The organism is Bacillus sp. PK3-067 (assembly GCF_056738645.1).
Genome location: NZ_CP096490.1, coordinates 1,993,221 through 2,018,016, shown reverse-complemented (window position 1 = coordinate 2,018,016; position 24,796 = coordinate 1,993,221). Strand labels below are relative to the sequence as shown.

Annotated in this window: 33 protein-coding genes; 8 read left to right on the top strand and 25 right to left on the bottom strand. The window is 31.2% G+C overall.

Annotated elements, in window-relative coordinates:
• Positions 1–89 precede the first annotated feature (89 nt).
• From M1D73_RS10530 to M1D73_RS10515, 4 genes are all read right to left on the bottom strand, one after another.
• Positions 90–998, bottom strand: coding sequence for an STM4504/CBY_0614 family protein (locus tag M1D73_RS10530; RefSeq protein ID WP_087875278.1), 909 nt, complete (start codon positions 996–998; stop codon positions 90–92).
• Positions 999–1,184: 186 nt separating this feature from the next.
• Positions 1,185–1,592 carry a hypothetical protein gene (locus M1D73_RS10525; RefSeq protein ID WP_153043752.1) on the bottom strand — a complete coding sequence of 136 codons (408 nt, stop codon included), beginning with the start codon at positions 1,590–1,592 and terminating at the stop codon, positions 1,185–1,187.
• A 334-nt stretch (positions 1,593–1,926) separates the two neighbouring features.
• Positions 1,927–2,934, bottom strand: a complete 1,008-nt coding sequence (locus tag M1D73_RS10520; protein WP_232487520.1) for an HNH endonuclease — start codon at positions 2,932–2,934, stop codon at positions 1,927–1,929.
• A 17-nt stretch (positions 2,935–2,951) separates the two neighbouring features.
• Positions 2,952–3,284 carry a nucleotide pyrophosphohydrolase gene (locus M1D73_RS10515; protein ID WP_162841973.1) on the bottom strand — a complete coding sequence of 111 codons (333 nt, stop codon included), beginning with the start codon at positions 3,282–3,284 and terminating at the stop codon, positions 2,952–2,954.
• A 146-nt stretch (positions 3,285–3,430) separates the two neighbouring features.
• Between M1D73_RS10515 and M1D73_RS10510 the strand changes: the two genes are divergently transcribed.
• A complete protein-coding gene (locus tag M1D73_RS10510) occupies positions 3,431–4,072 on the top strand; it encodes an HNH endonuclease (protein WP_243340812.1) in 642 nt (213 codons plus the stop codon).
• Positions 4,073–4,107: 35 nt separating this feature from the next.
• On the opposite strand, the gene M1D73_RS10505 is transcribed toward M1D73_RS10510, so the two are convergent.
• The 13 genes from M1D73_RS10505 to M1D73_RS10445 all read right to left on the bottom strand — a co-directional run bounded on the left by M1D73_RS10505 (position 4,108) and on the right by M1D73_RS10445 (position 12,417).
• Entirely contained in the window at positions 4,108–5,325 is a 1,218-nt protein-coding gene (locus tag M1D73_RS10505; RefSeq protein ID WP_232487519.1) for a hypothetical protein, read from the bottom strand.
• A complete protein-coding gene (locus M1D73_RS10500; protein WP_243340814.1) occupies positions 5,303–7,234 on the bottom strand; it encodes an AAA family ATPase in 1,932 nt (643 codons plus the stop codon). Before M1D73_RS10500 ends, M1D73_RS10505 begins: the two co-directional genes overlap by 23 nt.
• 167 nt (positions 7,235–7,401) lie before the next feature.
• Positions 7,402–7,905, bottom strand: coding sequence for a sigma-70 family RNA polymerase sigma factor (locus M1D73_RS10495; protein WP_087875273.1), 504 nt, complete (start codon positions 7,903–7,905; stop codon positions 7,402–7,404).
• A gap of 94 nt (positions 7,906–7,999) precedes the next feature.
• Positions 8,000–8,608 (bottom strand): hypothetical protein, encoded by a 609-nt coding sequence (locus M1D73_RS10490; protein ID WP_243340816.1) that lies wholly within the window; start codon positions 8,606–8,608, stop codon positions 8,000–8,002.
• The gene (locus M1D73_RS10485) at positions 8,605–8,805 is read right to left on the bottom strand and encodes an XtrA/YqaO family protein (RefSeq protein WP_243340817.1); all 201 of its coding nucleotides are present in this window, start codon (positions 8,803–8,805) and stop codon (positions 8,605–8,607) included. Before M1D73_RS10485 ends, M1D73_RS10490 begins: the two co-directional genes overlap by 4 nt.
• A gap of 91 nt (positions 8,806–8,896) precedes the next feature.
• A complete protein-coding gene (locus M1D73_RS10480) occupies positions 8,897–9,259 on the bottom strand; it encodes a cell division protein SepF (protein WP_243340819.1) in 363 nt (120 codons plus the stop codon).
• Positions 9,259–9,471 (bottom strand): hypothetical protein, encoded by a 213-nt coding sequence (locus M1D73_RS10475; RefSeq protein WP_243340821.1) that lies wholly within the window; start codon positions 9,469–9,471, stop codon positions 9,259–9,261. Before M1D73_RS10475 ends, M1D73_RS10480 begins: the two co-directional genes overlap by 1 nt.
• Positions 9,472–9,476: 5 nt before the next feature.
• Positions 9,477–10,454 (bottom strand): DnaD domain-containing protein, encoded by a 978-nt coding sequence (locus tag M1D73_RS10470; protein ID WP_243340824.1) that lies wholly within the window; start codon positions 10,452–10,454, stop codon positions 9,477–9,479.
• Positions 10,455–10,572: 118 nt separating this feature from the next.
• Entirely contained in the window at positions 10,573–10,857 is a 285-nt protein-coding gene (locus M1D73_RS10465) for a hypothetical protein (protein ID WP_243340826.1), read from the bottom strand.
• Between the two features lie 178 nt (positions 10,858–11,035).
• Positions 11,036–11,257 carry an RNA polymerase subunit sigma gene (locus M1D73_RS10460; RefSeq protein ID WP_481158018.1) on the bottom strand — a complete coding sequence of 74 codons (222 nt, stop codon included), beginning with the start codon at positions 11,255–11,257 and terminating at the stop codon, positions 11,036–11,038.
• Between the two features lie 30 nt (positions 11,258–11,287).
• On the bottom strand, positions 11,288–11,803 hold the full coding sequence (locus tag M1D73_RS10455) for a helix-turn-helix domain-containing protein (protein WP_243340828.1): 516 nt from the start codon (positions 11,801–11,803) through the stop codon (positions 11,288–11,290).
• A 67-nt stretch (positions 11,804–11,870) separates the two neighbouring features.
• Entirely contained in the window at positions 11,871–12,170 is a 300-nt protein-coding gene (locus M1D73_RS10450) for a helix-turn-helix domain-containing protein (RefSeq protein ID WP_243340829.1), read from the bottom strand.
• A complete protein-coding gene (locus tag M1D73_RS10445; protein WP_098877952.1) occupies positions 12,163–12,417 on the bottom strand; it encodes a helix-turn-helix transcriptional regulator in 255 nt (84 codons plus the stop codon). The genes M1D73_RS10450 and M1D73_RS10445 overlap by 8 nt, the downstream gene beginning before the upstream one ends.
• Before the next feature lie 148 nt (positions 12,418–12,565).
• Between M1D73_RS10445 and M1D73_RS10440 the strand changes: the two genes are divergently transcribed.
• The 3 genes from M1D73_RS10440 to M1D73_RS10430 all read left to right on the top strand — a co-directional run bounded on the left by M1D73_RS10440 (position 12,566) and on the right by M1D73_RS10430 (position 15,961).
• Positions 12,566–12,919: a helix-turn-helix domain-containing protein gene (locus M1D73_RS10440; protein WP_098877953.1), complete on the top strand. Its 354-nt coding sequence runs from the start codon at positions 12,566–12,568 to the stop codon at positions 12,917–12,919.
• A 179-nt stretch (positions 12,920–13,098) separates the two neighbouring features.
• Entirely contained in the window at positions 13,099–14,910 is a 1,812-nt protein-coding gene (locus M1D73_RS10435; RefSeq protein ID WP_243340831.1) for an AAA family ATPase, read from the top strand.
• The gene (locus M1D73_RS10430; protein ID WP_098877955.1) at positions 14,897–15,961 is read left to right on the top strand and encodes a hypothetical protein; all 1,065 of its coding nucleotides are present in this window, start codon (positions 14,897–14,899) and stop codon (positions 15,959–15,961) included. Before M1D73_RS10435 ends, M1D73_RS10430 begins: the two co-directional genes overlap by 14 nt.
• Positions 15,962–16,105: 144 nt before the next feature.
• Here the strand turns inward: M1D73_RS10430 and M1D73_RS10425 are convergent, their stop codons facing one another.
• The gene (locus M1D73_RS10425; protein WP_098877956.1) at positions 16,106–16,513 is read right to left on the bottom strand and encodes a (deoxy)nucleoside triphosphate pyrophosphohydrolase; all 408 of its coding nucleotides are present in this window, start codon (positions 16,511–16,513) and stop codon (positions 16,106–16,108) included.
• Positions 16,514–16,527: 14 nt separating this feature from the next.
• Complete coding sequence (locus M1D73_RS10420; RefSeq protein ID WP_098877967.1) at positions 16,528–17,544, bottom strand: HNH endonuclease; 1,017 nt, start codon at positions 17,542–17,544, stop codon at positions 16,528–16,530.
• A 209-nt stretch (positions 17,545–17,753) separates the two neighbouring features.
• Here M1D73_RS10420 and M1D73_RS10415 point away from each other — a divergent pair, with 209 nt between their 5' ends.
• Together M1D73_RS10415 and M1D73_RS10410 are read left to right on the top strand one after the other, a co-directional pair.
• Positions 17,754–18,272 carry an ImmA/IrrE family metallo-endopeptidase gene (locus M1D73_RS10415; RefSeq protein WP_098877957.1) on the top strand — a complete coding sequence of 173 codons (519 nt, stop codon included), beginning with the start codon at positions 17,754–17,756 and terminating at the stop codon, positions 18,270–18,272.
• Between the two features lie 20 nt (positions 18,273–18,292).
• The gene (locus tag M1D73_RS10410; RefSeq protein WP_243340833.1) at positions 18,293–19,429 is read left to right on the top strand and encodes a site-specific integrase; all 1,137 of its coding nucleotides are present in this window, start codon (positions 18,293–18,295) and stop codon (positions 19,427–19,429) included.
• Positions 19,430–19,853: 424 nt separating this feature from the next.
• Here the strand turns inward: M1D73_RS10410 and M1D73_RS10405 are convergent, their stop codons facing one another.
• Both M1D73_RS10405 and M1D73_RS10400 read right to left on the bottom strand, forming a co-directional pair.
• A complete protein-coding gene (locus tag M1D73_RS10405) occupies positions 19,854–19,979 on the bottom strand; it encodes an aspartate phosphatase (RefSeq protein ID WP_000709201.1) in 126 nt (41 codons plus the stop codon).
• Entirely contained in the window at positions 19,976–21,049 is a 1,074-nt protein-coding gene (locus M1D73_RS10400; RefSeq protein ID WP_000109855.1) for a response regulator aspartate phosphatase, read from the bottom strand. The genes M1D73_RS10405 and M1D73_RS10400 overlap by 4 nt, the downstream gene beginning before the upstream one ends.
• 190 nt (positions 21,050–21,239) lie before the next feature.
• Between M1D73_RS10400 and M1D73_RS10395 the strand changes: the two genes are divergently transcribed.
• Positions 21,240–21,587: a YolD-like family protein gene (locus tag M1D73_RS10395; RefSeq protein WP_000456179.1), complete on the top strand. Its 348-nt coding sequence runs from the start codon at positions 21,240–21,242 to the stop codon at positions 21,585–21,587.
• Positions 21,588–21,925: 338 nt separating this feature from the next.
• On the opposite strand, the gene M1D73_RS10390 is transcribed toward M1D73_RS10395, so the two are convergent.
• From M1D73_RS10390 to M1D73_RS10375, 4 genes are all read right to left on the bottom strand, one after another.
• The gene (locus tag M1D73_RS10390; protein ID WP_002197704.1) at positions 21,926–22,057 is read right to left on the bottom strand and encodes a hypothetical protein; all 132 of its coding nucleotides are present in this window, start codon (positions 22,055–22,057) and stop codon (positions 21,926–21,928) included.
• A 365-nt stretch (positions 22,058–22,422) separates the two neighbouring features.
• Entirely contained in the window at positions 22,423–22,728 is a 306-nt protein-coding gene (locus M1D73_RS10385) for a hypothetical protein (protein ID WP_000966110.1), read from the bottom strand.
• 58 nt (positions 22,729–22,786) lie between these two features.
• Entirely contained in the window at positions 22,787–23,074 is a 288-nt protein-coding gene (locus M1D73_RS10380; protein ID WP_002197703.1) for a nucleoside triphosphate pyrophosphohydrolase family protein, read from the bottom strand.
• 309 nt (positions 23,075–23,383) lie between these two features.
• Entirely contained in the window at positions 23,384–23,659 is a 276-nt protein-coding gene (locus M1D73_RS10375; protein WP_000427799.1) for a stage V sporulation protein S, read from the bottom strand.
• A gap of 609 nt (positions 23,660–24,268) precedes the next feature.
• Between M1D73_RS10375 and M1D73_RS10370 the strand changes: the two genes are divergently transcribed.
• Complete coding sequence (locus M1D73_RS10370; protein WP_000536148.1) at positions 24,269–24,781, top strand: hypothetical protein; 513 nt, start codon at positions 24,269–24,271, stop codon at positions 24,779–24,781.
• Positions 24,782–24,796: the final 15 nt, after the last annotated feature.

The window sequence follows — 24,796 nt, the reverse complement described above, 5'->3', positions numbered from 1 at the left end:
ACACCACCTCACAGTAAAATTCAACAGTTCCTGTTTCTATCCAAAATAAAAAAGCAGCGAATTCGCTACTTTAATTTCGATATATGTATTTATCCTTTATAAGCCTTAACAAGAAGCACGATATTAGTTGCAGCTAAATTAAGGGCATACTCAACAAAGTATGGTTCAACTATTAAAGATTCAGAACCTTGTCCGTGGCCAGCTTGTCTATTTCTTACTGTAGGCAATCCAGCTCCTAACGTACTTCTTAAACCAGAAAAATGAGTCTGCAAGTACTGAGGAATTAAATTATTTTCTAATAGAACTGTAATTAATCTTTGGGCCGCATCACTATCTCTATTATATACATATCCTTTTTTATCACAGATTGTTTTCATAGTACTTTCAAAAGACTTTAACGCTTCTACTAAAGCACTTTTATAATTACCTGTACGATAATATCTATGTGCATTCAAAAATTCTTCCATAGCACCTTCGAATCCTTCTTCCAATAATAAGGAGATGGCTGGTTTTATAACTTCTTGATGCATGTGAGTTTGATCAATTCGAATAAGGGCATTATTAATAAATTCATAACCTACTCCATTATCCTTAAACCTATAATTCAATTCATTAATTGCATCTTCAAAACTTTCATCTATCTCATGGTTAAACCTATAGCTAACTGGTTCATATATTAGATAGAATTGACTCAAAATAAAAAAAGATAATTCTATTATATCCAAGGCATGAATATCATCACATGACATTAAAAAATTTTCACAACCTTCTCTCAAATCGAGACTATATTCCTCATCTACTAAACTAAATAAACCCAATTCTTTTGAAAGTACTTTATCGATTCTCCTCCATACCTCTGTATTACGTGCACCAATCGCCTCATGCCAAATGTGAATTACTTGGATCCTTAATTTTTCCGGGACTTTATCATAAATATATACATCAGAAATTCCCTCTTGCTGTTTTCTTAATCTACTTGAAAAAATCTCGTATCTCATTATATCCACCCTGCTTATTAATATTTATAATTCATTATAACAAAATATCAATATTTTTTGTGAAACGTTTAACAGGGTAACTCTCTAAATTGATAACTACACTGTACTTACAATAGCTAAATTAAGTTGTGTTTGTTTTATTAATTTTCACCAAAAATAAAAACCATCTATTAATTTAGACGGTTTTTATTCCAAAGTTTTCTTTATGACTTTATATGTATCTGCAACTGCTAATACTATTAAACCAAAAGTTATTACAAAATACATGATAATTGTAGCAATTGCAAAGTTAGTTTTTATCGGAATATATCCAAAAAGAAAAACTAGAAAAAAGAGCACTAACATTCCCATCATTAGAATCAAATAATCTAAATAATACTGTTTATCTAAATTTCTTTTTCTTTTAGAAAGAAGTGCTATACAAGCTATTGAAATAGCGATTAACCCTATGACTAAACTCATTCCTAACTTCGTTGTTTCTTTTATAACCTCTTCTAATTTAGATACATCCTTCGCTACTGCAATTGCTACTGTAGGTATTGTTATTACAGATAAAATACCTGTAAGACCAATAATCATCTTTATTTTTTTCAAAGCAATCATTCCTTCTATTAAAAATGTAACAGAAGAATATTTTAACAAATAAATCATAAAAATAATATATAAAGATTTAAAACACCACTACAACAATGTCCTTATTAATTAATAAAATATATACGGTATGTGAAGTTTCACCCTACATATATAGGTGGCTTTTGTACGACAAAAAAGAGCTCTGCTATACAGCAGAGCAAAGGAAAAATATATAACCCTATAAAAATAATACAAATTATTGATACTTTCAAAAGACAAAATTTAAATTCCCATCACAATAATACCTATGTTTAAGTATGAAACATTCTACCTTCACTTATAGCTATGGATATCCTTATTTTAGAATTCCATAATATCCAAAGAGCTCTTTGAGAGATACTTCAATACCAAACTTCTTCAAAAAACCTTTTCTTTGTTCAAAGAGAAGTTCTAAAACTTTTTTCTTATCTTTGGCTCTTCCAAAATGAATCAACCTATGACAGTTCGGACATATACTAACTATATTTCCAACAACATCTAAACTATTTTCAAAATCATGTTGCATTCTTAACGGTATTAGATGATGGGCCTCCATATAATTTTCTCGGCTGGCTTTCGATACAAATGTTTCATGTGTGTCATCTATTTCACATTTAAATTCCGCCTGTTTAATAGCCTGCTTAGCTTTTTGGGAATCACGTGGCCATACTTCTTTACCAGTTTCCATTTTCAGGATTTTTCGTTTTTCTGGTTTACCCTCTTCTGCAACCTTTACATTACTATAATCCGAATCAATATTAGCCTGATACATATCTTCCTCTTGCTCATCCTCAGAAAGAATAAAACTCTCATTCAACACTTTAATAATATTATCAATAGATTTATATTTCGCTAATTTAATTTCTAATTTTGTTGAATCAATATTAGTAAATCCTTGTGGTTTATGGTTCAATTTGTAGCCAAAGAAAGCTGCGAATTCTATTGCTTTAATGTTTACAGGTTTTAGATCCTTAATAAAATAGATGTATTCCCACGTTTCACCGTTATCGTTGGTTCTCCAAATTTTTCTAGCTACAGCTGGGTTATGAGTCTTAGCAAAAATCGTCCCGTAAAACTTAAATTCCCCTTTAGAATATGCTAAAATCCTGTCACCCTCTTTTAACTTTCCCCATCTATCAACATTTGAAGAACCAGGAGTTGCTCCCCACATACATACATTCTCATTTAATCCATTATCTTTAAGTTTAGTTACTGTATCGACATCTAAATCTGCTAAACATGTAGAAATAGGATATGGGTTTTCAATAGTAGCTTCCAAATTTTTTATAGCACTATCATTACTTGCAGTAAAAAGATATAACATATTTAATTCCACCTTTTTTAAATTTCATTATATTTCTTTTTAGAGTCTCGAGATTTCTCTACTGGATATTTTTTATTGTTTTTTTCTATTTTGTTTAAAATAATCTCTTCTAAATCAATATCCAATTGATCTGCTAACAGCATTGAATAAATGAGTACATCTGCCAACTCATCTTTCATGTCTTCTATTTTTGTTTCTACAGCTTCCTCACTGCTTTTCCACTGAAAATTCTCCAACAACTCACTCGCCTCTAAAGAAAGAGAGATAGCTAAATCTTTAGGATTGTGGAACTGCTTCCAGTTCCTATCGTCCCGAAATTTTAGGACTTTCTCTAAAATAGTTTGATTCATTTTTTGAATCCCCCAGTTACTTTTCATTGGTAAACTCTTCTATAATTATATATAACCATTTACTTCCATTGCAATAAAATATGAATATATAAATGTAAAAGATTAAAATAAAAATAGGTACACACGTTTTATTAGGAGGTATTTGTATGTCCAACAGGAATTTATGGTTAGATGAAATTATAGCAATATTAACTGAACTAGAAGGTACTGGAACACTGAATCAAATTAAAACAAAGGTTATGGAGCGTAATAAAATTGACTTGAGTAGATATCAACACGAACAGTCTATAGCTGCAAGAATTAGAAAAACCATTTATCAACATTCAAGTGAATGTGATATTTACAAAGGTGAGCAAGATTTATTTTATGCTGTAAATGGTAAAGGAAATGGTTTATGGGGGCTAAGAGATTACGATACTAATAGTAATTCTGATTTAATAGACGGCGAAGAAGGATTTTTTGAAGGCAGACAAATCCTTAAGGCACATCTATCTTACGAACGTAACAGCAAAGTGATTAAATTGGCTAAGGAGCGATTTAAACAACTACATGGTGGAAAGCTGTTTTGTGAAGTTTGTGGTTTTGATTTTTATAAGGCATACGGGGCATTAGGAAAAGATTTCATTGAAGGGCATCACACTGTACCTGTCTCAGAGCTTAAAGAGGGCTCTGTAACCAAAGTAGAGGATATTGTAATGGTATGTGCTAATTGTCATAGGATGCTGCATAGGAAAAGGCCATGGTTAAGTAAGGATGAACTACGATTATTATTAAATAATGCGTTTTAATAATAAAAGTCCCTTATACTTAGGGACTTTTATTATTATGTATAGTTGATTCCAAACTCTTTAGTAATATCTCTAGTTAATTTCGCTAACACTCTTTTATCTATTTTTTCCGTCTCAACATAGTTAGAATATATTAACCTTACCGCATCCTCTTTTGTTGGGAATAACTCTGGAAAATCTTTACACATGGACTCAATTCTGTCATCATTATATTCAATTGATTTTGCTATTATTTCACCAACATAATCTGTATGAACATTATATAAAGACTTTAATTTAAATGTTCTCTTATTATTATTGATTTTATAAAGCAAAGATCTAAGCTCAGAACGACTATATTTTTGTCTTTCAATCTCGTTTAGTTTAAAATCAATCGAAAACATTTGAGGATTGTAAAGCCAAGCATTAACATAGTCTATCTCATCTTCCTCCTCATTAAACTTAACTGTGAACTCAACTAAGTCACCAAACCCCTCTTCATATGGATGTAAAAGGGTTTCAATATCAATTTCTTTGCTACCTTTTAGATTCGCATTACAAACATGACAGCATGGAATAAGATTAAAAAAAGAAACCGCAAAAAAAGGATACCGAGCTTGACTATAAAAGTGGTCTAATTCAGGCCTTGTTTTACCCTTCTCACCAATTACTGGTTCAGCGATACTAATAAATTGTCTATTACAATAAGGACAAACTTCTATTTTTAATTTTTTTACTAATTCATAAGCTCCCCATTTATTCTTGTTTTCTTTTCTATCCTTACCATACTGTCTGCGAAAATCAGGATAGTTAAAAATTTTCTCGATTTTGTTATTAAGTTTTTTTCCTTCCTCAATATAATGCTTAATAAGTTGTAACTCACTCTCCACTTTTTGGATTTTTATTTCAATTTCTAATAACTGAGTTGGCAATGCTTTTTCCCTTATTAAATTTTCTTTTTCTTTTATTAAATTCTCTTGTTTTTTTGTTCGATTATTTAACTTGGCTCCTAGGGTATTGAGCTGTGAAATTAGGTACATAATAAATTTATTACTATTCTTTATACTTTCTAAAATCCGGTTTAAACATTTTGGGTTTCCCATGATTATATCTTTAATGTTGCTATATAAATACGTGAAAAATTTCTTTTGCAAAACATTTGTTTCTTTCTCTTTAAGCTCTTTTAACTCTTTCAAAAATCCCCTTTTTTCAAAGAATTCCTTATAATGACTTTCAGCAAGTATATGTAAATTATCTCGTTTTATTTGTATCATTTTTCCACATCTCCAACTCTTCTAAACGGGATTTCAGGTGTTCAATTTCATTATTTACATTTATAATTCTAGTAGAAAGTCGATTTCTTAACATTTGAGACAACTTGTTACGAATTACCGGTTCCCCGATTAAATTAATAGTTCTCTCAATTTTTTGCTCATTTTGCAAAATTCTATTTATATCCCCTTTAACAAGAAGATGAACTATTTCATTAATTTTCCTTTTGGCAAAAGCACCTGTAACGCCATCTTCCATAAAAAAAGAATGTGCTAGTAAAGAGTGAATATTTGCCGCAAAGGTTTGATTATATTCATCTAAACCACCTATCACTACAGTTTTCTCCCCTTCTTTCTTTAAAAATATAATATTTGTACTTGGGAGATCAGAAAGTATAAAAGGAGAATTCGATGTAAGTATTAATTGAATATTTCTTTGTTCTCCCTCACTTCTATTCCCAAATACAACTGGAAAATATTCAATCAAACTATTTAGGAGCTTCCCTTGCCAATGAGGATGTAAGTATACCTCTCCCTCATCAATAAAAATTAATAAATCATTCTTAGGATTTTCAGTCAGTTCCCATCTATTAGAAACAAAATAAAACCGTGAATAAATATTTATTAAAGCTTGCTGCCCACTACTAAGGTTTCTCCATGAGAAATTAATAAACTCATGATTTAAATAACAATTTTCATATAAATCTATAAACTCTTCTAATTCCCCTCCATTTAACTCTTCAAGTGTAAAAGAGAGTTTATATTTCGCCCTTTTAATGCCCTCTACTCTAAAACGGTAAGACCTATAAAACATCAGCATAAATATGGTTAAACCTTTTAGCATGTCAGCTAATTCATTCCCCCCCTCATTTCTTTTTCTAATCACTCTTGAAAATCTCCTTATCCCTCTAACAAGTCTAATAAAATCGTTCTTATTACTTTCATCACTTTCATCTCTAAAAAGCCTAAATGGAAATTCTATAGCCCTTCTAAATTTCAAATCACTTAATTCTCGAACTAAATGATTGAGGATACATCTAGTAAATCCTATTATAATCTTTCGCTCTTCCTCATCCACAGGTAGCTGGAATATTTTTCTCCTTATATCCGATCCAAGCTCCCTAATACAATCTATTATATTTTTCCCTTCTGAAATCATACTTCTCCTAGTAGATTCTATACCCGTAAAAATTAAATCAATTTGGTTTGGCACATTAAATGGCAATTCAAATTGTTTCAACTCACTTTTTACTGCTTGAATAAAACGGATCTGTCTTTTTACCTCCTGGAATTTAAAACTGGGCCCTTCTCCTTCAATATAATTAGATTGGTAATTATAAAAATTACTCGCCAAATGATTCGTTGAGATATTTACCATTGATTCATTCGAATATTCCTCTTTATTATCAAATACATTTGAAAAATAAATTAAAGTTGTATCTTTTAAATTACGAGGGAGACCACTACCAATTCTTATTTCATAAAAATAGCTTGTTTCGTTATCTACTTTAATATCAATCTTCATTTCTTTAGAAAAACATATATAGTGTTCCATTCTTGAATTTTTATACTCACGTAAGATATAAAGATACCTCTCGCTCCCATCCTCATACTCCCTTAGACTATCTGCTCCAAAATTATCTTTTAAAAAGTCAACTATACTTGATTTACCAGCCCCATTTTGCCCTACAATCGCAGTTACATTCTTAATAGTTGCTAGTTGTTCTAAATTATGATTTTCAGGTTGAAAAAAATCCTCCAAGTAATTATGATTTGGTTTTATACTTAATTCAAATTTTCCATTACCCTCGTTGTATTTCAAATGATACTTAAAACGATTATCAAAATTAAATCCTTGCTCTTCTATCAATCCTTCTTGAAAATTATCAATCCATACGTACAAAAGTTCCACTTTATCTTCCCCCACCTAAAATTACTTCACTCAACTTTATAAAGTAGTAACATAAATGTTTTAATTATCACTTCTTTTTCTCAATATTTTAATATTATACTATCGGTCAGCTTATAGGAATGACAATAGTCGCTTTTTCTTTTCATAATCATGTATCCATAAGTCTTTTAAATGTTCAAACAAAAAAGACTCTCATTAGTTTTCCTTATAATCTTTTTTTCTGCCCGCTCAACCATTGTCTGAACCGTACTACGACTAATTATCAAATAATTAGCAATCTCACTGTAAGACAAGCAGTATCCTCTAGACATTAAGTACACTTCCTTTTCACGCTCAGTTAATACAGAGAGCGCATCCTCTAATTGAATCTTTTCCCACTCACCAATTGTATGTTCTTGTAAATGATTGTCCCATTCATAAACATTATCATCCGTACTACGAAAATAACGTTGCATTAATAACGGATCAAATGCCCTCTCACGTTGATAAACTGCCCGTCTTTCAACGCCTCGTCTATTATTTTCTTTTCTCCCTGTACGCATCCAAATCAGCGCAAATTCCAAATCCGAAATCATATCTACTAAAATCTTCTGTTCCTCTTCACTTGCACTTTCTTTCGCTATTTTAACTTTATTTAAAGACAAATTATATTCTTTAATTAACTCATCCATTAAAATCCCTCTTTCTGGGTAAAATAAAAAGGACACCAATCACACAGCTATGATGCTGATTTTTGATTGGTGTCCTCCAGTTATCTGGTAGAACTTACCTACGAGTACCTATAATCGGCTTCATTTGATTATGAAGCTTTTTTTCAAATACGGTTAGTAGAATTTTGATCGTAAGCTCATCTAAATCCAACTTCTTATTAAAAAAGTAATAATCATATGATATATCATAATTTTTCAAGTGTGGAAAATCATATAATTTTAAAGCATACGTACTTTCGGTACACTTTATTATGTGTTGCTTTAAGCGACTTCCAATACTCTTCTCTGCTTTTCCCAAGTACATAACACATCTATTTTTTTTGCTATCATCAAAAAGTTTTAAACATTCCATATTTGTTTTATTAATATTAGGAATATTATTATTCCTTTTATCATTATTATCTTTAAAATGGGCCCACTCTTTTTTGAAATTTTCAAATTCCTGTTCATCTTTAAAAGATATATAAAACACGTAAATTCCTGGGGCACCTTTTAAACTTGTAAACTTATGTTCCTCAGACGATACGCACCCCGTTTCTTTTTGCATATTAAAATTTGTAACTAGATCCTGGATTTTTTTCACATTTATTTTATCCCTTAAAATATTAACTTGCTTCTTTGCTTCTTCTAAAATACACACATTTGAATTATTTATTTCATTCAAAACTCTTCCCCCTCATCAAACTTCACTCGTTTTACTTTTCCTTGATGAGTAACAATCTTCGTCTCACCATGACTTGGTAATTCAGTTAATTTTGCTTTACCATCACAAACAATAATAGCAAAAACATTATTATATTTCATTATATCGATTTCTATCTTTAAACTTTCGGAATTTACCTTTACTTCTTTCAATCTCATATAGAGTTCCTCCCTTTGTTATAATCATGTTAGCTTAGTAATTTCTTAGCCGGGAGCAACTCTCGACTTTTCATATTTTAATTGGACATATCTACAAATACTTAAGAACATATTCTGGTTTAAATAATTGTTCTACAGATAAATGCAAACGGATAGGGATTGGCTCTTTTATATCACGGGCATATTTACATAGTTCTTCAGCTCTTTCCCAATCAAATTCCTTATCCTCAACACGTTTATACCTCCAAATTCCAAGTGTATATTCTTCAAACAACTCATAATAATCATCTGGTTCCGTTTTTTTGGGAAGTTCATCAATCGCCTTTGCTTTACTTGGTATTTGGACAATGATATCTGTAAAGCGAACTTTAGAATTCACCCTCCTGACATTGGCCTTTTTAATATCAAATACAGTAACTGGTTCAACATCAAATATCGTTAGTTGTTCAGGCATTACAATCCCTCCAAACCCGTACTTCTTGGAGATACTTTCCGTTTTTCGGCTTGATCATAGACTAGTAAAATCACTTCCTGGGGTTTCCGTTTAAATACTTTCGAAATGTTCTCTACAGAAATACCCGCTTTCCACATCTCTCGAAAATCATTAATCTGCTGATAGCTCCACCTATGATTAAATTGTTCTAGCATAATATAATCTGCTTCCATTTGACTTAAGCCTCTTTTCGATATTTAGCTAATACTTGTTCTAAACGTTTACGTTCACCCTCTAAATCCATTTCATCGTGCTTTACAGGCTGAGATTGCACTTCTGTATCTTGTGTATGTAACCAATCAGGGACGATTTCTTTTCTAGTATTACTTCTCCCACCACGAGACTGGTATTTCTTACGGAATTGAGTTTGTGCAGCTTCAACATCAGTAATACTCTTATACCCCTTAGCATGCCAATCTCTTAAAATACCTTGTACATAAGACATATTAGGTGCATTCTTTTCTAAAGCTATTTTCATTGCTTTGATAACAAGCTGTGCATTCAAATCTTCAATCCATGCATTAATACCCTCAGCCACAAATGGTTTAAGAACTCCAAAGTTTTGCTCATAAAATGCTATTGGATTTTCTTCTGCAACTTTTTTATCACTTGAGCAGCTTGCTGCTTCTTCTTTTGTTTTTGTTTCTTCTTTTTCTTTTGTTTCTGTTTTTGTTTCTTCTTTTTCCTTCATAGGGTCTTCGAAGCCCCTTATAAGCCACTCAAAACGAGCTTGGAAGTATTCCTTAATACGAGGGATTTTAAAATCTTGCTGCTGTTCTAACTCTAAACATGTCTCATAAAAATCAATTAAAAAATCTTCACACTTAATATTCTGGATTTCTTTTAACACGCACTTTTCAATATTCATATTTGTAATAGCATTGAATTTAAGCCAATTAATCAACATAATTTCTTTCGTTTTTTTGTTGTAATGAATTTTCCCGTAATCAGAAAACCGCTCTAGCAGCTTCTCAACTGTTTCACGGTTATACCCTGTATCCATTTCTATCACTCTTAGTGGAAGCTCATAGATACCACTCTGAGAAGTTTTGCTATTAGTCATTAAATATAAGTAGAAGTATTTTTCCTCCGGTGTAAGATCTAAAACAAAAGCATCTTGCCAATATGAAACTTGAACAGGTCTATAAACTGCCATATTATTCATCCTCCATTGTTTTACTTGATTTGCTTTGATATACTTAATCCAATTCTATTTTTAGAAAGACTCTCTATAAGAGTCTAAAAATCTATCACTCTGCCAAGTGATAGATTTTTTATTTTCTTCGACTAACTACTGATGCATTGATTCCCTGCCCTTGAAGGTTTTTAACAACTACACGATAACTCTTTAATACATCGTGATCCTCTTTTTCATTACGAAGGCTCTTGAATTCTTTTGCGCATCTATTTAATTCCCTCTCCCAATGATTTGCTTCATCTAATGAACCAGCATTGAACATGTTATGAATACATGTCACCATGCAGTTATGTAATTCATTTGCAAAAGCAAAATCACCTGGTAGAACTAAGTCGAACAGACGATTACATTCTACTTTCATAATTTGCTCCCCATTTTTAATAATTTGATACTGTACGCATCGTTATGACCAGAATGTAATGTATATTAAGCGGTTAGAGTTAACAAATCTTTCTGGTCATAACGACAAGCACAACAGCTTGTCGCACTAAATTGTTATATGCTATAATTTATCTATTGTCATGATTGGCTATCGCAGGCTACGCGGTGGCCTTTCCTTTTTTCTTTTTGTTTTTCAAAACAAATGCTGCTTCTATAATTCGAATTCTTATCTCCATTAATTTCTTCTCTTGTTTTAGGCCCCTAGCTTTCATATAGTCTCCACAAACTGCTGCAATTCTAATATCACCATATAAATTTGCTTCCTTACGAATTAGCGTTTTATATTGATTTAAAGTTGGACTTGCATAATCAATTGTCATAACTTAAACCTCCCCAATAAAATAATTAAATTAAGCTTTTATATACTTCCTAGCTCGTAATGATACTTTCCAGTACTTAAAGACTTCTTTCATTGAAATACCATATTGATCACAGAGGACCGCTACAAGGCTCATCATTGAACCTGTAGCATCCAAGATTTCATGCATTACCTTTTTCAAATCCTCTTTCTCACTTTCGGACCAAGTTTGTGAAGGTTTAAACCAACATACCGTATCGAGTTGTCCCAAAGCTTCATTTGTCTCTTGATAAACCATATATCTCATACTTGTAGGATGAAGATCTATTTGCTCTCCATTAAAGAACGGGATACTTACATATCCTGCTGCTTCACTCCACATTTTAAAAAACAACTGCGGATCATCAATTCCTTCAGTAATACATTTTCGTAAATCTTCTGGTAACCGTCGTTGTTCAGTTTCATATTTTGCTAGTGACTCACGACTCACGGGGATTTCTAAGGAGAGTTGCTCTTGGGTGATTCCCTTTCGTTTGCGTGCCATAGCAACTTCTTTTCCTATGGACATCGTTTACTTCCCCCATTCGTACCTAAAGCAATATTTATTTGTGACAACTTACTATGGTAATTTATTATTAGACGGATTCTTTAAATGGATTGTAATACTCTGTATTGTTTTCTACCCATTCAGTGTGGTTTTCCATCCACTTAAAAAGAAGATGTGTAGGAATAAGAACTCCTGCTTCGCGACATACTGGAAAATCAGAACGGTTTAATAACTCAGATGCTTTAGTGCGTTTAATATGTAACAGTTCCATTAATTCCGAAATAGTTAAAAATGGTGGTAACTCTTTCATTGGCTGCAGATGTTCTGTTGCTTTTTGTACTTCTTCTCGGATTATTTGACGAAATGAGTCAATATCGAAATTAATCATAATTTACCTCCTTATTACATCTCGCAGAACAACACACTTCGTGTTGTTGATAATCAAAAAAAATAGATTGAACTGTAACACCATAAAAATTAGCCAATTTTACTTTAATACTATCTCTTGGAATTCTTTTTGCATTTTCATACATCTGTAAGGTACTTACACTAATCCCTATTTCCTCTGCAACTTCTTCTCTAGTTTTTCCATTTCGTAAATTAAGAAGATTTTCTGCCGCTATTTTCCTTTCCATATTTGTCCTCCTTCAAAAAAACACAATTCGTGCGATTTATCTTTAATATAAACAACACAAAACGTGTTGTCAACACTTTTTGTGTTGTTTATATATGAAAACTTAATTAGATAACACACAATGTGTTATTATATGGGCAGGTGATAATATGAAAACATTTGGTAATATACTTCGTGATCTAAGAAAAGAAAAAAAAATAACCCAAAAAGAATTAGCTCTAACATTAAAACTTAGTGAGAGTACTATTGGCATGTACGAAAGAAATGAACGCCAACCAGATTATGATACTCTTAACAATATCGCTAGCTATTTTGAAGTAACAACTGATTTCCTCCTTGGAAGAAAAAATAACCATGAAGTACGCACAGAAGAATTTACATTTGAAGATCCTGAGCTAAATCTATGGTTTAAAGACATTAAAGATGCTTCTCCTGAAAAACGTGAAGAATTAAAACGTTTTTGGACATTCATAATGCAGAATGAGAAACATAAAAAAAATTAATATTTTTTGACAATAACACGCTTATATGCGTGTATTTGTTTTATCATTCGCTTATTTTATCAATATATAAATCTTTATTAATACATTTTTAACCTCACAACTAACCAGTTACCAACAAGGAAGTTTAAAAAACTAATCTATAATGGCCTTATTAAAATACGAGAGAAATGGAGATTACTATGCAAATACTATACTTATGGATTAACCAAAAAAAATATTTAGAGAACATCTCCTTAAATTTTGGAGGAGAATTTTCATTTGACATAAAGGATGAAAATTTAACATTAGAAAGAAATCCTGCCTTTATCAAAGATTTTTTTTATACCAAAAATTTTTTAAATACAAACTGTAAAATAAATTCTGTAACTGGCATTGTTGGGGAAAATGGGACAGGTAAATCAACAATATTAGAATCAATCATGAACTTAATTGAAGAAAGACATACTATCGATTTTGATTTTTTTATCACATATAAAAATCAAGATAATTATTATTTTGATTTTCATATACAAGATGAACTAATATACGAAAAAAATGCTATAAATAAACAATCAACTATTCTGTTTAAAGATGCTTGTTTTAACTATCTCAATATTACAGAATCTCCATTTCAAGCTATTTTTTTCTCAAATGTATACGATATGAAGGCTGATTTAAATAATAATAAAAAAACAATACGTACTTTTGATATATCGACAAATAAATTAGCTCAGAATAGGTCCTATTTAAAAACAGAAATTTATAATCAAATTATGTTTACTAAGAAATTTGAACATGATTTAAAAATGAACGAAAAAATAAATATACCTAAAGAAATACAAATTAAAATGAACCGCTTTTATTTTCCTACGAGACCTATTCTTTCTGATACCCTTTTAAACGTTAGTGATGAAACAAATTTTTATAATAATCGTCTTGATTTTTTGTCTATTTTATATGCAAATACCTATACTTCTTTCTATGCAAATATATTAAGCCGACTTGAAAAATCCCCTTATAATTTGCAAAAGAAGGTAATTCAGGAAATTAAACCGGATATAATAACCGGACTAAAAACTTTAGATTCCAAAGCTGATATTTTCAAAAGTTCCTATCTCTCATTTCGAAAATCTATACAGAATACTTTAAAAAATAAAAAGAAGAATAAACTAGATTATTCAACTATTCATAATTTCCTTAAGGAATTAGATAGTTATCATGGGGAAATTAAGGAATTTATAACTATCTTGTCCTCCTGGAAAATAATCACGCGTAATAAAAATGAATTTTATGTAAAATCAAACGATCCTAATATCCCTCAACTACTCAATTTATATGAGAATTGTAACAATCCCCTTCCTAAAATAGAGATGCATTGGTCTCAACTGAGTAGTGGTGAATATGCATTTTTAAGCTTATTTAGTAGATTCAACTCTATAGAAGAGCAATTAAAAAATAATTCTTTAATTCTTATTGATGAGGGAGATTTATACTTTCACCCTCAATGGCAAAAAGATTGGCTTTATACTTTTATGGATATTATTTCTTATATGTATAAAGATAAAAGTATTCAAATAATATTAACAACGCATTCCCCCTTTATCTTATCTGATTTGCCTAGTAACAATGTTATTTTCTTAAAAAAAGATACTGGTAATAATATATGTACTGTAAAAAACTTAGAGGGTAATCAATTAACTTTTGCTGCTAATATTCACGATTTATTAACTAATTCTTTCTTTATACATGATGGATTAGTTGGTAAATTCGCTCAGAATAAAATTAACAATCTAGTAGATGAAATAATAGATTCTTCTCCTGAAAAAGTAAGAAAAAACAGTTCTCGTATTAGAAAACAAATTGATATAATTGGCGAACCTATTGTAAAAAGAAAACTTATAGAACTTTTTGAAGATAAAATAAAGTTAGACGTTTTAAGTATTAATGAAAAAATAGAAAGATTACAACAACAAATTGATGAATTAAGGATGTTAAAAGATGATAAAAATTGAATTAAATGATTCTATTCTTCAAAAACATTTAGCATATTGTAAAGGAACGGAATCTGCAGCAAGTAAAAATAGAATTCCATTGTATTCAATACTAGTTAGATCAATTGAGCATTGTAATGATGCAGATTTAAAAGAAATCCTGGCATTTCTTTTAAAAAATTTCGATACACTTGTAGTTGGTGATCCACTTCAGCTAGACAAACTTAGGGAGAAAGTTACTACTAAAATAACCTCTACTATTCTTAAAGAAGAGCAACCAAAATTACAAGCAAAAAGAAAAAAGGCAATTCATAAAACATTAGAGGGAATTTTTGTTAAAGAATATGATCGTTTTACAGATAGAAATGTTAAAGATTCATCTTTGTGGTGGGCATATACTTTTGTTCAAAACATAAACATATCAGTTTGTCCATACTGTAATAGCCAATTTATTTTTACATATTTAAACGATACTGGCAGAACAAGACCTGTATTGGATCATTTTTTTTGTAAATCCGAATACCCTTTCTTAGCAATATCAATTTATAACTTAATCCCTTGTTGTAAAGTTTGTAATTCAGACTTTAAAGGCTCAACTAAAGTTGACTTGAATAATTATATAAATCCTTATATAGATGAGTTTGAAGGAAAAGTTTCATTTAAACGTGAAGTTATTATAAAGAAAAAAACTAAAAAAGAGACAAATGATTATTTTAGTGCTATTACTGGTGGATCTGATGATTTTAAAATCAAACTAGATTTCACAGCACTTCCAAAACAGTTAGTAGAACAATATAAAAATCAAGCTAAATTATTTCATATCGAAGAAATTTATGCATTTCATAAAAATTACATTAAAGAGCTTATTACTAAGTCTAGAGTTTATAGCGATATATATACTAATCAAGTCAAAAGTTCTTATGGTAAGTTATTTCAAAATGATGATGATTTACGACAAATTCTCATACCTAGAGAAGATCAGCTGAACAATATTATATTAGCCAAATTAACTAGGGATATTGTAAATAATGAGCTCTCTAATAATAAAAAAATAAATTATAAAAAAAGCTAGCAATGCTAGCTTTTTTACTTTTCATTCTATTTTAATATTAAAAGCATCAGATGCAATTTAAAATTCCTTAAATCTTTCTACACAATTGGTAGCAAACACTACAAGGAGTTACACTATTAACTTTTGTTCCTTTACTGTAAGTAATCATTTGGGAAAGCAAAATATTTTCACTACCTTATCTACAGTTGATACATCAGCTGGCGCCCACTCAAGATCTAATAGTTTGTCAACGCTAATCCATCTTAGTTTTGCATGTTCCAAAGCCTTAGGCGTACCTAACTCTATCTTAGTCTTATATGTAGTTAAATGTACAATAATATTCTCATACTCATGTTCAAGTTCTTCTATTTTCTGCCCTACTGTGATGGTGCAATCCAACTCTTCTTTAATCTCACGTATTAATGCCTCTTTAGGGGCTTCGCCTTCATTTATCTTTCCACCTGGAAACTCCCAAAAATTTGGTAAAGACATTGTAGCGGATCGTAATGCACACAATACTTCAGTTTTTTCATTCATAATAACAGCAGCAACAACAGATACTTTTTTCTTCACAGTTAATCGCTTCCTTATTTTGTCTCATTTTTATTTATTTTCTCTTCTTCCAACTTATATTGTTTCAACTTATATTTTAATTTTGAAACATCATCTTTATCATTTAAAACATGTAAACGTCGATGACAGTTTGCACATACTCCTACAGTATTATATATTGTGTCCTCTCCTCCTTCAGACAACCAATCTACGTGATGAGATTCAAGATAAGGGTTCCCTTTCTTATCCTCAAATGGTGCTTGTTGCTCACATAACTCACATATACCATTTGCACGCCTTTTGGAAAATTCCGCTACAAATTCATTTCGCTGATAAGTTTCAGTTTTTGTATATCGTTTATTACTACTAGGTGTAGCTTTCTTAGCTCTCTCCTTCAATTTCCTATAATCTAATTTTCTCGCTTCCTTACTTTCTTTCACCTGTTTACTTAGAACTATATTTTGGGGAAGTATTACACCATCTCTTATTAAACAAATTGGAAAAATCCATACTCTTCTATCTTGGCCTTTCTTATCTTCTTGTATCTCTTGAAAAGGTTCATCTACAAGTCTAACTTGCCCCATAAATATATGTTCACCAGGCTGAAATGCCTCAAACAAGTATACATCTACACCATTTTCATTGGATTCGTACAATGTTTTGTTTTGGTTTCCATCTAGTGTTTGGTGCCCTTCTTGCCCCATTCCAGTGTAAAATAATATATCTTTATCCCAACGATCATCATAAATACCCTTTGTATGATCAGAAAATAACACTAATGTATTTGTCTTATTTGATCGTCTCATTCCACCCATGTTTCCACATTTAAATCGTTTAGCGATTTCACTATTATCGTATATTTTACCTATTACCATTGAATCAATGTCTTTTCTAATAATTTTTAACCACTCTGCTACTTTCTCTATCTCATACTCTTTATCACGAGCGCTAATTTTATAAAAAGGTAATCCTTCTTTTTCCATAGCAATCAAAGTATCTCTAGATAAATTGAAATGTTCTAAAATTTTTTTTTGTGTTACTGTTGTTTTCATTTCCAACTACTCTCAACCCTCTTTGCCGTAAATTCCTTTCATTTATTACCGTATCTTAACATTTAATTCCTGGCAAGATATAAATTAGCAATCTTATACAACTTAACATACGTAGATCCATATATAAAAATAAAACTTTAATTTTCCCCTCTTTTATTATAAAATAAGAACAAATGTTCTTATTTTATAATTTAAACGGAGTGAAAATCATGTTTCAAACGCAGCCCTATTACACTACACAAATCGAAGACTATATCCAGCACTTGTACCAATCCTTATCTATTTTTGTTCCTGAACAGATTGATATGATTGAGATTGCGAAAAAATTAAATATTTGGATTTATTTTGCTCCATTTGGAAGTCATGCCATTGAAAGAAATGGAGTTGCTAGCTTAGTAATTGATAGCCGAAAAACAGAACGCGAGCATTGGGAAGATTTCTCTCATGAACTTTGCCATATACTTTTACACTCTGGCAACCAACTATCTATGCCTAAAATGTTTATAAACTATCAAGAAGCTAAAGCAAACAATTTTGCACTACAGTTTTGTATTCCTACTTTTATGCTAAGGAGATTCCCTGTTGCCCATTTAGAAACCTTATTTATTGCCGAAACGTTTAATGTCACACTTGAGTTCGCTAAAAGAAGGCTTCTGCACTATGAAAACCAATTACTTGCTAGTAAACTCCATCACACAATCTCTCAACATGCCACAATAATTCAGTAACTATATGGAGGATTTTATTTATGAAAGGGTACTTTCACAAACGTGGAGAAAAATGGTCATTTACAATTGACATTGGTATTGATCCAATGACAGGAAAAAGAAAACAAAAAAGTAAAAGTGGATTTAGAACTAAAAAAGAAGCTCAACATGCCGCTGCAACTATGATTACGGAGATAGAGAAAGGCATATATTTTGATGACAAACAATTAACTGTTTTAGATGTATGGGAAAAACTAAAACCTCTTAGAAAAGCTGAATTAAAAATTACATCTTATGAAAAAGACATGAGCTTAATTAGACTCTATATCCTTCCCCCTTTTGGTTATAAAAAAATTAAAAGTATTAAACCTGTAATGCTTCAAAGCTACTATGCTGAACTTAAAGAAAAAGGCCTGTCAAATGGTACAATCAGCAATATCCATCGCTGCTTCAGATGCATATTCAAACATGCAGTAGAATGGGAGATCGTACATGATAATATAATGAATAAAGTAAAAAAACCACGTGAAGAGCAAGGTGAGATGAAAACATGGTCTAGCGAAGAATGTAATCGATTCCTCCATTATTTAAAAGAAAAAAATACCAAGTACCATATGTTCTTCTTACTCGCAATCTATACAGGTATGAGACGCGGAGAATTACTTGCACTAACATGGAAAGATATTGACTTTGATAATAAACGTATCCTGGTTAATAAATCACTTGTAAAAACAGAAAAAGGACTATTTAAAGCTGCTACAAAAACTAAGTCCTCAAATAGAAGTATTAGTATCTCTTCTTTTGTTATAGGAAAGTTACAATCCTACTACTCCTATAAAAAGAAAGAATTTTTCCGTTGGGGTATACACTTAAATGAAGAGGCGTTTATTTTCACCGGCAATACGATACATTCGCCCTTACATATAGATGCTCCCCATCGCTTTTTGAATGATCACTATAAAAAAGCTGGTGTTCCCCGAATTCGTATACATGACTTACGACATACTCACGCTACACTCATGCTTCAGGCTGGAGAACACCCTAAAATCGTACAAGATCGCTTAGGACACTCATCTATTCAAATGACTTTAGACAAATATAGTCATATCACACAGAACATGCAGCAACAAGCAGCTGAAAACTTCGAGAGCATAATAAAATCTAATGAAAACACCTGATAAAAAATGAAAAGATTTAATGTGAGCAAAATGTGAGCATCAAGGGAAACCAACACTTATAAACCTTGATATAATAAGGTTTTTCATACTATATCGTTGAATCTTGGGAGAAGAATGAGCAGTTTTAGGGTTGTTTATTTGATAAAATATAAAAAACACAAAAGTGCCAAACCCCTTATACCACAAGGGTTTCGGCACTTTTTAATATCTAAAACAAATTTTATTGAAATAATTATTTTTATAGATTTTCATACTTTTTTATATAGTACGTGAACATATACAGTACAAAAATAAACCTTTGTATACACATTTTTAGAAACATCTTACGTTTATCAAACAATAACCAAAAGACGTACCTGCAACCTCATCATATAAATAATAGATATTAAAAAGAGGACACTATAAGCGCCCTCTTCCTTAGGTTTTAAATATGTTCTCCATGATCCATAAACACTTCAATTGCTTCGTTTTGTGGTATGTCTTTTGCATTAGTAAGACCAAAAGTAAAAACAGCGGATAACATCATCATTAATAAGATTGCTTTTTTCATTTTAGCGCCCTTCTTTCTATGCTCTTTTTGTCTGCATCTAAAGCGATGTGCAAATACTTGCTTGCTTTTCTGTGATTTTCTGAACCATAGAATATTTCACCTAAAAGAGAAGCATATTCTTTTACCCAATCATATAATTCTTCTTTTTCAAAATACGAAATACCTTCTATAACCACATTTTCTAATTCTTCTTGCGGTACATAGTTATGTACTGCTTTTAAAATTCGGAAATGATGACGATAACATAAGTCGCTAATCTTATAGCCATTCTCAATATATTCATTAGCGATATGACTATAACCTAACTTAAAATGTTCTCTTGCTAAAAGAAACATAGTTTTAGCGTTATTTTCTAATGAATCCTCTAAGTGTTTAATTGCTAACTCTGGCATGTTTTGACTTGCGTATAAAAGTCCTAAATTATGCTTAACTCGTTTAATAAGAAGTTCATCATTAGATTTTTGGAAGGTACCTAGTGCTGAAAGTAAATATTCCTCTGCACTTTCGAATTCATTTAGTCGAATGTGTGCCATTCCTAAAGTATTTAAGCATGCTGCAGTTTTTAATTCATACCCTGGACTAATTGAAAATACTTCATTCGCCTTTGTAGCAAATTGAACTGCTAGGATCGGTTTTAATACGTGATAGTAATGGACTGCAAGCCAATAATTAAATTCAGCTTTTTCAATTTCATCATGCATGTACTCTAAAAACGTTTCAGCTTTTTCAAATTGCATTCTTGCTTCACTATGGTTTGCTTTATTAATAGCGTAAATTGCTTTAAATAAATGATGATAGTACTCTAAAAATGTTTCTGTAGACTCTGGTAAAGGCTCGATTTTGTCCAGAATATCTTTTGTACTATCCATATCCCGAATTAGCAGTTTATACCGTGCATTCAATAAAGCGTAGTAGACTAATATTGTTTGGTCTTCCTTAATATTATTGATTTTATTTGCAATATCTTCTTTTATTTTCTGAGACTGTAATACACGTTGTGAAATCATAGCTTGATACCAGTCGTTTAATAATTTTGTGATTTCTTCTTTAGAAATAATGTCAACACTCATCTACTTCTACCCCCTTTTGTTAAATGTTATCATGACATGCTTGTTTGCATAAATAAGTTTTTGAATATTCTAACTTGAAAAAATTATTTTTGAATATTCATGTTAACAAAATGGTCCCTTTTCAAACCCCAAAAAAGAACACACGTTTGTTTGTAGTGGAGTAAAAAAAACAAAAGTGAGGTATTACATCATGGAATATAACGGCTTTCCTGTAGTACGTGGAAGATGTATGGTGAAATGGAATCCGTTTGCTTCAATACCGGAGCAATACGAGGAAATACATAGAATGTTTGAGGAACAATATAAAGTACCTAAACCTTTTTTAACACAAGATACTATGGAACGAATAGAAAGAGCGTTAATGCAATCTTTTCACGAGGAAGAAGAAATACATATCTCATACTATCGTGATGGAATGGTGCAAGACATGTACATAAATGTATTACATATTGAACCGATGACGAAAACTATATATTGTACAGATGCTTTTGGTTTGAATACTAAGTTTAAGTTTGATGAATTGGTGAATATAAATTAAAAGAAGCCGCCCGACAGGACTGAAGTGCACCCCAATTGTTAGACACAACCTAACAATTGGGGTGCACTTCACATATATAGGTGGCTTTTGTACGACAAAAAAAGAGCTCTGCTATACAGCAGAGCAAAAGAAAAATATATAACCCTATAAAAATAATACAAATTATTGATACTTTCAAAAGACGAAATTTAAATTTCCATCACAATAATACCTATGTTTAAGTATGAAACATTCTACCTTCCCTATAGCTATGAATATTCTTATTTTAGAATTCCATAGTATCCAAATAGCTCTTTGAGAAATACCTCAATACCGAACTTCTTCAAAGAATCTTTTCTTTATTCAAAGAGAAGTTCTAAAACTTTTTTCTTATCTTTGTCTCTTCCATAATGAATCAACCTATGACAGTTCGGACATATACTAACTATATTTCCAACAACATCTAAACTATTTTCAAAATCATGTTGCATTCTTAACGGTATTAGATGATGGGCCTCCATATAATTTTTTCGCTGGCTTCCGATACAAATGTTTCATGTGTGTCATCTATTTCACATTTAAATTCTGCCTGTTTAATAGCTTGTTTAGCTTTTTTCGGATCACGAGGCCATACTTCCCTACCAGATTCCATTTTAGTTTTTTTTCGATTTTCCGATTTCTCTTCTTCTGCAATCTTTACTTTACTAAAATCCGAATCAATATTAGTAAATCCTTGTGGTGTATGGTTCAATTTGTAGCCAAAGAAAGCTGCGAATTCGATTGCTTTAATGTTTACAGGTTTTAGGTCCTTAATAAAATAGATGTATTCCCAAGTTTCATCCTTATCGTTTGTTTTCTAAATTTTTCTAGCCACATCTGGGTTATGAGTCTTAGCAAAAATTGTCCCGAAAAACTTAAATTCCCCTTTAGAATATGCTAAAATCCCGTCACCCTCTTTTAACTTTTCCCATCTATCAACATTTGAAGAACCAGGAGTTGCTCCCCACATACATACATTCTCATGTAATTCATTATCTTTAAGTTTAGTTACTGTATCGGCATCTAAATCTGCTAAACATGTAGAAATAGGATATATTTTTTCAATAGTAGCTTCCAAATTTTTTATAGCACTATCATTACTTGCAGTAAAAAGATATAACATATTTAATTCCACCTTTTTTAAATTTCATTATATTTCTTTTTAGAGTCTCGAGATTTCTCTACTGGATATTTTTTATTATTTTTTCTATTTTGTTTATAATAATCTCTTCTAAGTCAATATCCAATTGATCTGCCAACTCATCTTTCATGTCTTCTTTTTTTGTTTCTACAGCTTCCTCACTGCTTTTCCACTGAAAATTCTTCAACAACTCACTCGCCTCTAAAGAAAGAGAAATAGCTAAATCTTTAGGATTGTGGGACTGCTTCCAGTTCCTATCATCCCGAAATTTTAGGACTTTCTCTAAAATAGTTTGATTCATTTTTTGAATCCCCCAGTTACTTTTCATTGGTAAACTCTTCTATTTATCAGGTAAACTATCATAAAAACGTTCAATGGCCGCTACTAAAACTAAATCTTCTAAATGAGCAGTTTTAGGGTTGTTTATTTTTAAAAACATCAAAAATGCCAAATCCCTTATGTCACAAAGGATTTGGCATTTTTAAGTATCTAGAACACTCGCTAAGTTTAAGGAAAACTTAACAGACATGCGTCCGGCATAATGCCATGTCCACACCCAAGGATCGGTTACATAAAATAACGTATCTAACATGGGAAGTCTATTGGTCTTTTCCCCTTATAGTAACACTCTCTTCTACTAAGACCTTTTCTTTCTAGGACCTACAATTAATTTAATCGCTGTTCTATCTTCATTATTGATAGAAATCTCTTGAAATGCTGGTACGAAGGCTAAGTCAATACCACTTGGAGCGACGAACCCTCTTGCAATCGCAATTGCTTTAATCGCTTGATTTATAGCTCCAGCCCCAATCGCTTGAATTTCCACATTACCACTTGTTCTTAGTACACCCGCTATTGCACCCGCGACTGAATTTGGGCTTGATTTTGAAGATACCTTTAATATATTTTCCATGTAAGTTGCTCCCTCTATTATTTAATCTCTCTTTCGTTACAATTTTAAATATTTTAGCGTATCTTTAATTACTATTCACACCAAAAACAAACGATGCTTCATATGTACATTATTCTATATTTTCTGACTTCTTCCTGCTCAGCTACGCAAATAAAAAAATAAACTGAATAACCTAATATACATACAGTTAAATGCCATAACTTCACCAAATGATAACATCCATACAGCGAAAGATAATATTGCTGTTTGTCAGACGAAATTAATATAGTAAAGTGAAACTTTAATGAGTGGGGGTTTTGTTCATCCCCACCTAACTTCTTTGCTTTCGCTGAATTTTGAGATGGGAGTCTTACTGCTCGGAAAATAGCGGGATAAACGTTTCCTCGTTACTTCAATCTATTTAGAAATTCCATTTATTTTTCTATCAAATTATGAACCTTATCATCTTCAAAAGGTGTTACAGGTAATACCCAAATACTACATTTCATCATTTGACCACTTTATATTCCACATCTATCTCCTTTTATAGTACAAGCATACACGCCAATTGTGATTCACCTTCATAAACTACTATGTGGTTTAAATTTATTAAGAATAGGAGGTAATATATTGGGTTCATACTATCATTCTTCAAACTCGTATAAAAAATGTTCATGTGACCATTCACATAAACGCAGCTGTCCTGCATACGGAACTTTTTGGCAAACTGAATTTATAACTGTTCCTTTTGGCGATCCTTTTCCATTTAATCACGTTGGACCTTTAGCAGGAGGCGTTTCCTTACTAAATCCTACTACTATACACTTTAGACAATTTGGTGATTATAGAGTTTCGTTCATTTCCAGTATTAATACTACTTTAAATCCTGTATTTCCACATATCCCAGTCATAACTATATTTTTAAATAACAATCCACTTGCTAATAGTCAAGGTGACTTCGCTATTCAAATGAATACTTCATCAAATAACGAATGTCTTCAACTCGTTGGCGAAACGATTGTTACAGTGCCTGCTAATTCAACTCTTCAACTTAGAAATAATAGTGGTTTTAATCGTCAAAGTATTGTAACTTGTGACAATGGTATAAATTCAGTTGAATTAACAGTTACAAAACTAAGTTAATATTATTTCTTTACA

Coding starts and splice junctions, on each gene's coding strand:
- M1D73_RS10530 (WP_087875278.1), bottom strand. CDS start 998: ATGAGATACGAGATTTTTTCAAGTAGATTAAGAAAACAGCAAGAGGGA.
- M1D73_RS10520 (WP_232487520.1), bottom strand. CDS start 2,934: ATGTTATATCTTTTTACTGCAAGTAATGATAGTGCTATAAAAAATTTG.
- M1D73_RS10515 (WP_162841973.1), bottom strand. CDS start 3,284: ATGAATCAAACTATTTTAGAGAAAGTCCTAAAATTTCGGGACGATAGG.
- M1D73_RS10510 (WP_243340812.1), top strand. CDS start 3,431: ATGTCCAACAGGAATTTATGGTTAGATGAAATTATAGCAATATTAACT.
- M1D73_RS10505 (WP_232487519.1), bottom strand. CDS start 5,325: ATGATACAAATAAAACGAGATAATTTACATATACTTGCTGAAAGTCAT.
- M1D73_RS10495 (WP_087875273.1), bottom strand. CDS start 7,905: ATGGATGAGTTAATTAAAGAATATAATTTGTCTTTAAATAAAGTTAAA.
- M1D73_RS10485 (WP_243340817.1), bottom strand. CDS start 8,805: ATGAGATTGAAAGAAGTAAAGGTAAATTCCGAAAGTTTAAAGATAGAA.
- M1D73_RS10480 (WP_243340819.1), bottom strand. CDS start 9,259: ATGCCTGAACAACTAACGATATTTGATGTTGAACCAGTTACTGTATTT.
- M1D73_RS10475 (WP_243340821.1), bottom strand. CDS start 9,471: ATGGAAGCAGATTATATTATGCTAGAACAATTTAATCATAGGTGGAGC.
- M1D73_RS10470 (WP_243340824.1), bottom strand. CDS start 10,454: ATGGCAGTTTATAGACCTGTTCAAGTTTCATATTGGCAAGATGCTTTT.
- M1D73_RS10465 (WP_243340826.1), bottom strand. CDS start 10,857: ATGAAAGTAGAATGTAATCGTCTGTTCGACTTAGTTCTACCAGGTGAT.
- M1D73_RS10460 (WP_481158018.1), bottom strand. CDS start 11,257: ATGACAATTGATTATGCAAGTCCAACTTTAAATCAATATAAAACGCTA.
- M1D73_RS10455 (WP_243340828.1), bottom strand. CDS start 11,803: ATGTCCATAGGAAAAGAAGTTGCTATGGCACGCAAACGAAAGGGAATC.
- M1D73_RS10450 (WP_243340829.1), bottom strand. CDS start 12,170: ATGATTAATTTCGATATTGACTCATTTCGTCAAATAATCCGAGAAGAA.
- M1D73_RS10445 (WP_098877952.1), bottom strand. CDS start 12,417: ATGGAAAGGAAAATAGCGGCAGAAAATCTTCTTAATTTACGAAATGGA.
- M1D73_RS10440 (WP_098877953.1), top strand. CDS start 12,566: ATGAAAACATTTGGTAATATACTTCGTGATCTAAGAAAAGAAAAAAAA.
- M1D73_RS10435 (WP_243340831.1), top strand. CDS start 13,099: ATGCAAATACTATACTTATGGATTAACCAAAAAAAATATTTAGAGAAC.
- M1D73_RS10430 (WP_098877955.1), top strand. CDS start 14,897: ATGATAAAAATTGAATTAAATGATTCTATTCTTCAAAAACATTTAGCA.
- M1D73_RS10420 (WP_098877967.1), bottom strand. CDS start 17,544: ATGAAAACAACAGTAACACAAAAAAAAATTTTAGAACATTTCAATTTA.
- M1D73_RS10415 (WP_098877957.1), top strand. CDS start 17,754: ATGTTTCAAACGCAGCCCTATTACACTACACAAATCGAAGACTATATC.
- M1D73_RS10410 (WP_243340833.1), top strand. CDS start 18,293: ATGAAAGGGTACTTTCACAAACGTGGAGAAAAATGGTCATTTACAATT.
- M1D73_RS10405 (WP_000709201.1), bottom strand. CDS start 19,979: ATGAAAAAAGCAATCTTATTAATGATGATGTTATCCGCTGTTTTTACT.
- M1D73_RS10400 (WP_000109855.1), bottom strand. CDS start 21,049: ATGAGTGTTGACATTATTTCTAAAGAAGAAATCACAAAATTATTAAAC.
- M1D73_RS10395 (WP_000456179.1), top strand. CDS start 21,240: ATGGAATATAACGGCTTTCCTGTAGTACGTGGAAGATGTATGGTGAAA.
- M1D73_RS10390 (WP_002197704.1), bottom strand. CDS start 22,057: ATGCAACATGATTTTGAAAATAGTTTAGATGTTGTTGGAAATATAGTT.
- M1D73_RS10385 (WP_000966110.1), bottom strand. CDS start 22,728: ATGTTATATCTTTTTACTGCAAGTAATGATAGTGCTATAAAAAATTTG.
- M1D73_RS10380 (WP_002197703.1), bottom strand. CDS start 23,074: ATGAAAAGTAACTGGGGGATTCAAAAAATGAATCAAACTATTTTAGAG.
- M1D73_RS10375 (WP_000427799.1), bottom strand. CDS start 23,659: ATGGAAAATATATTAAAGGTATCTTCAAAATCAAGCCCAAATTCAGTC.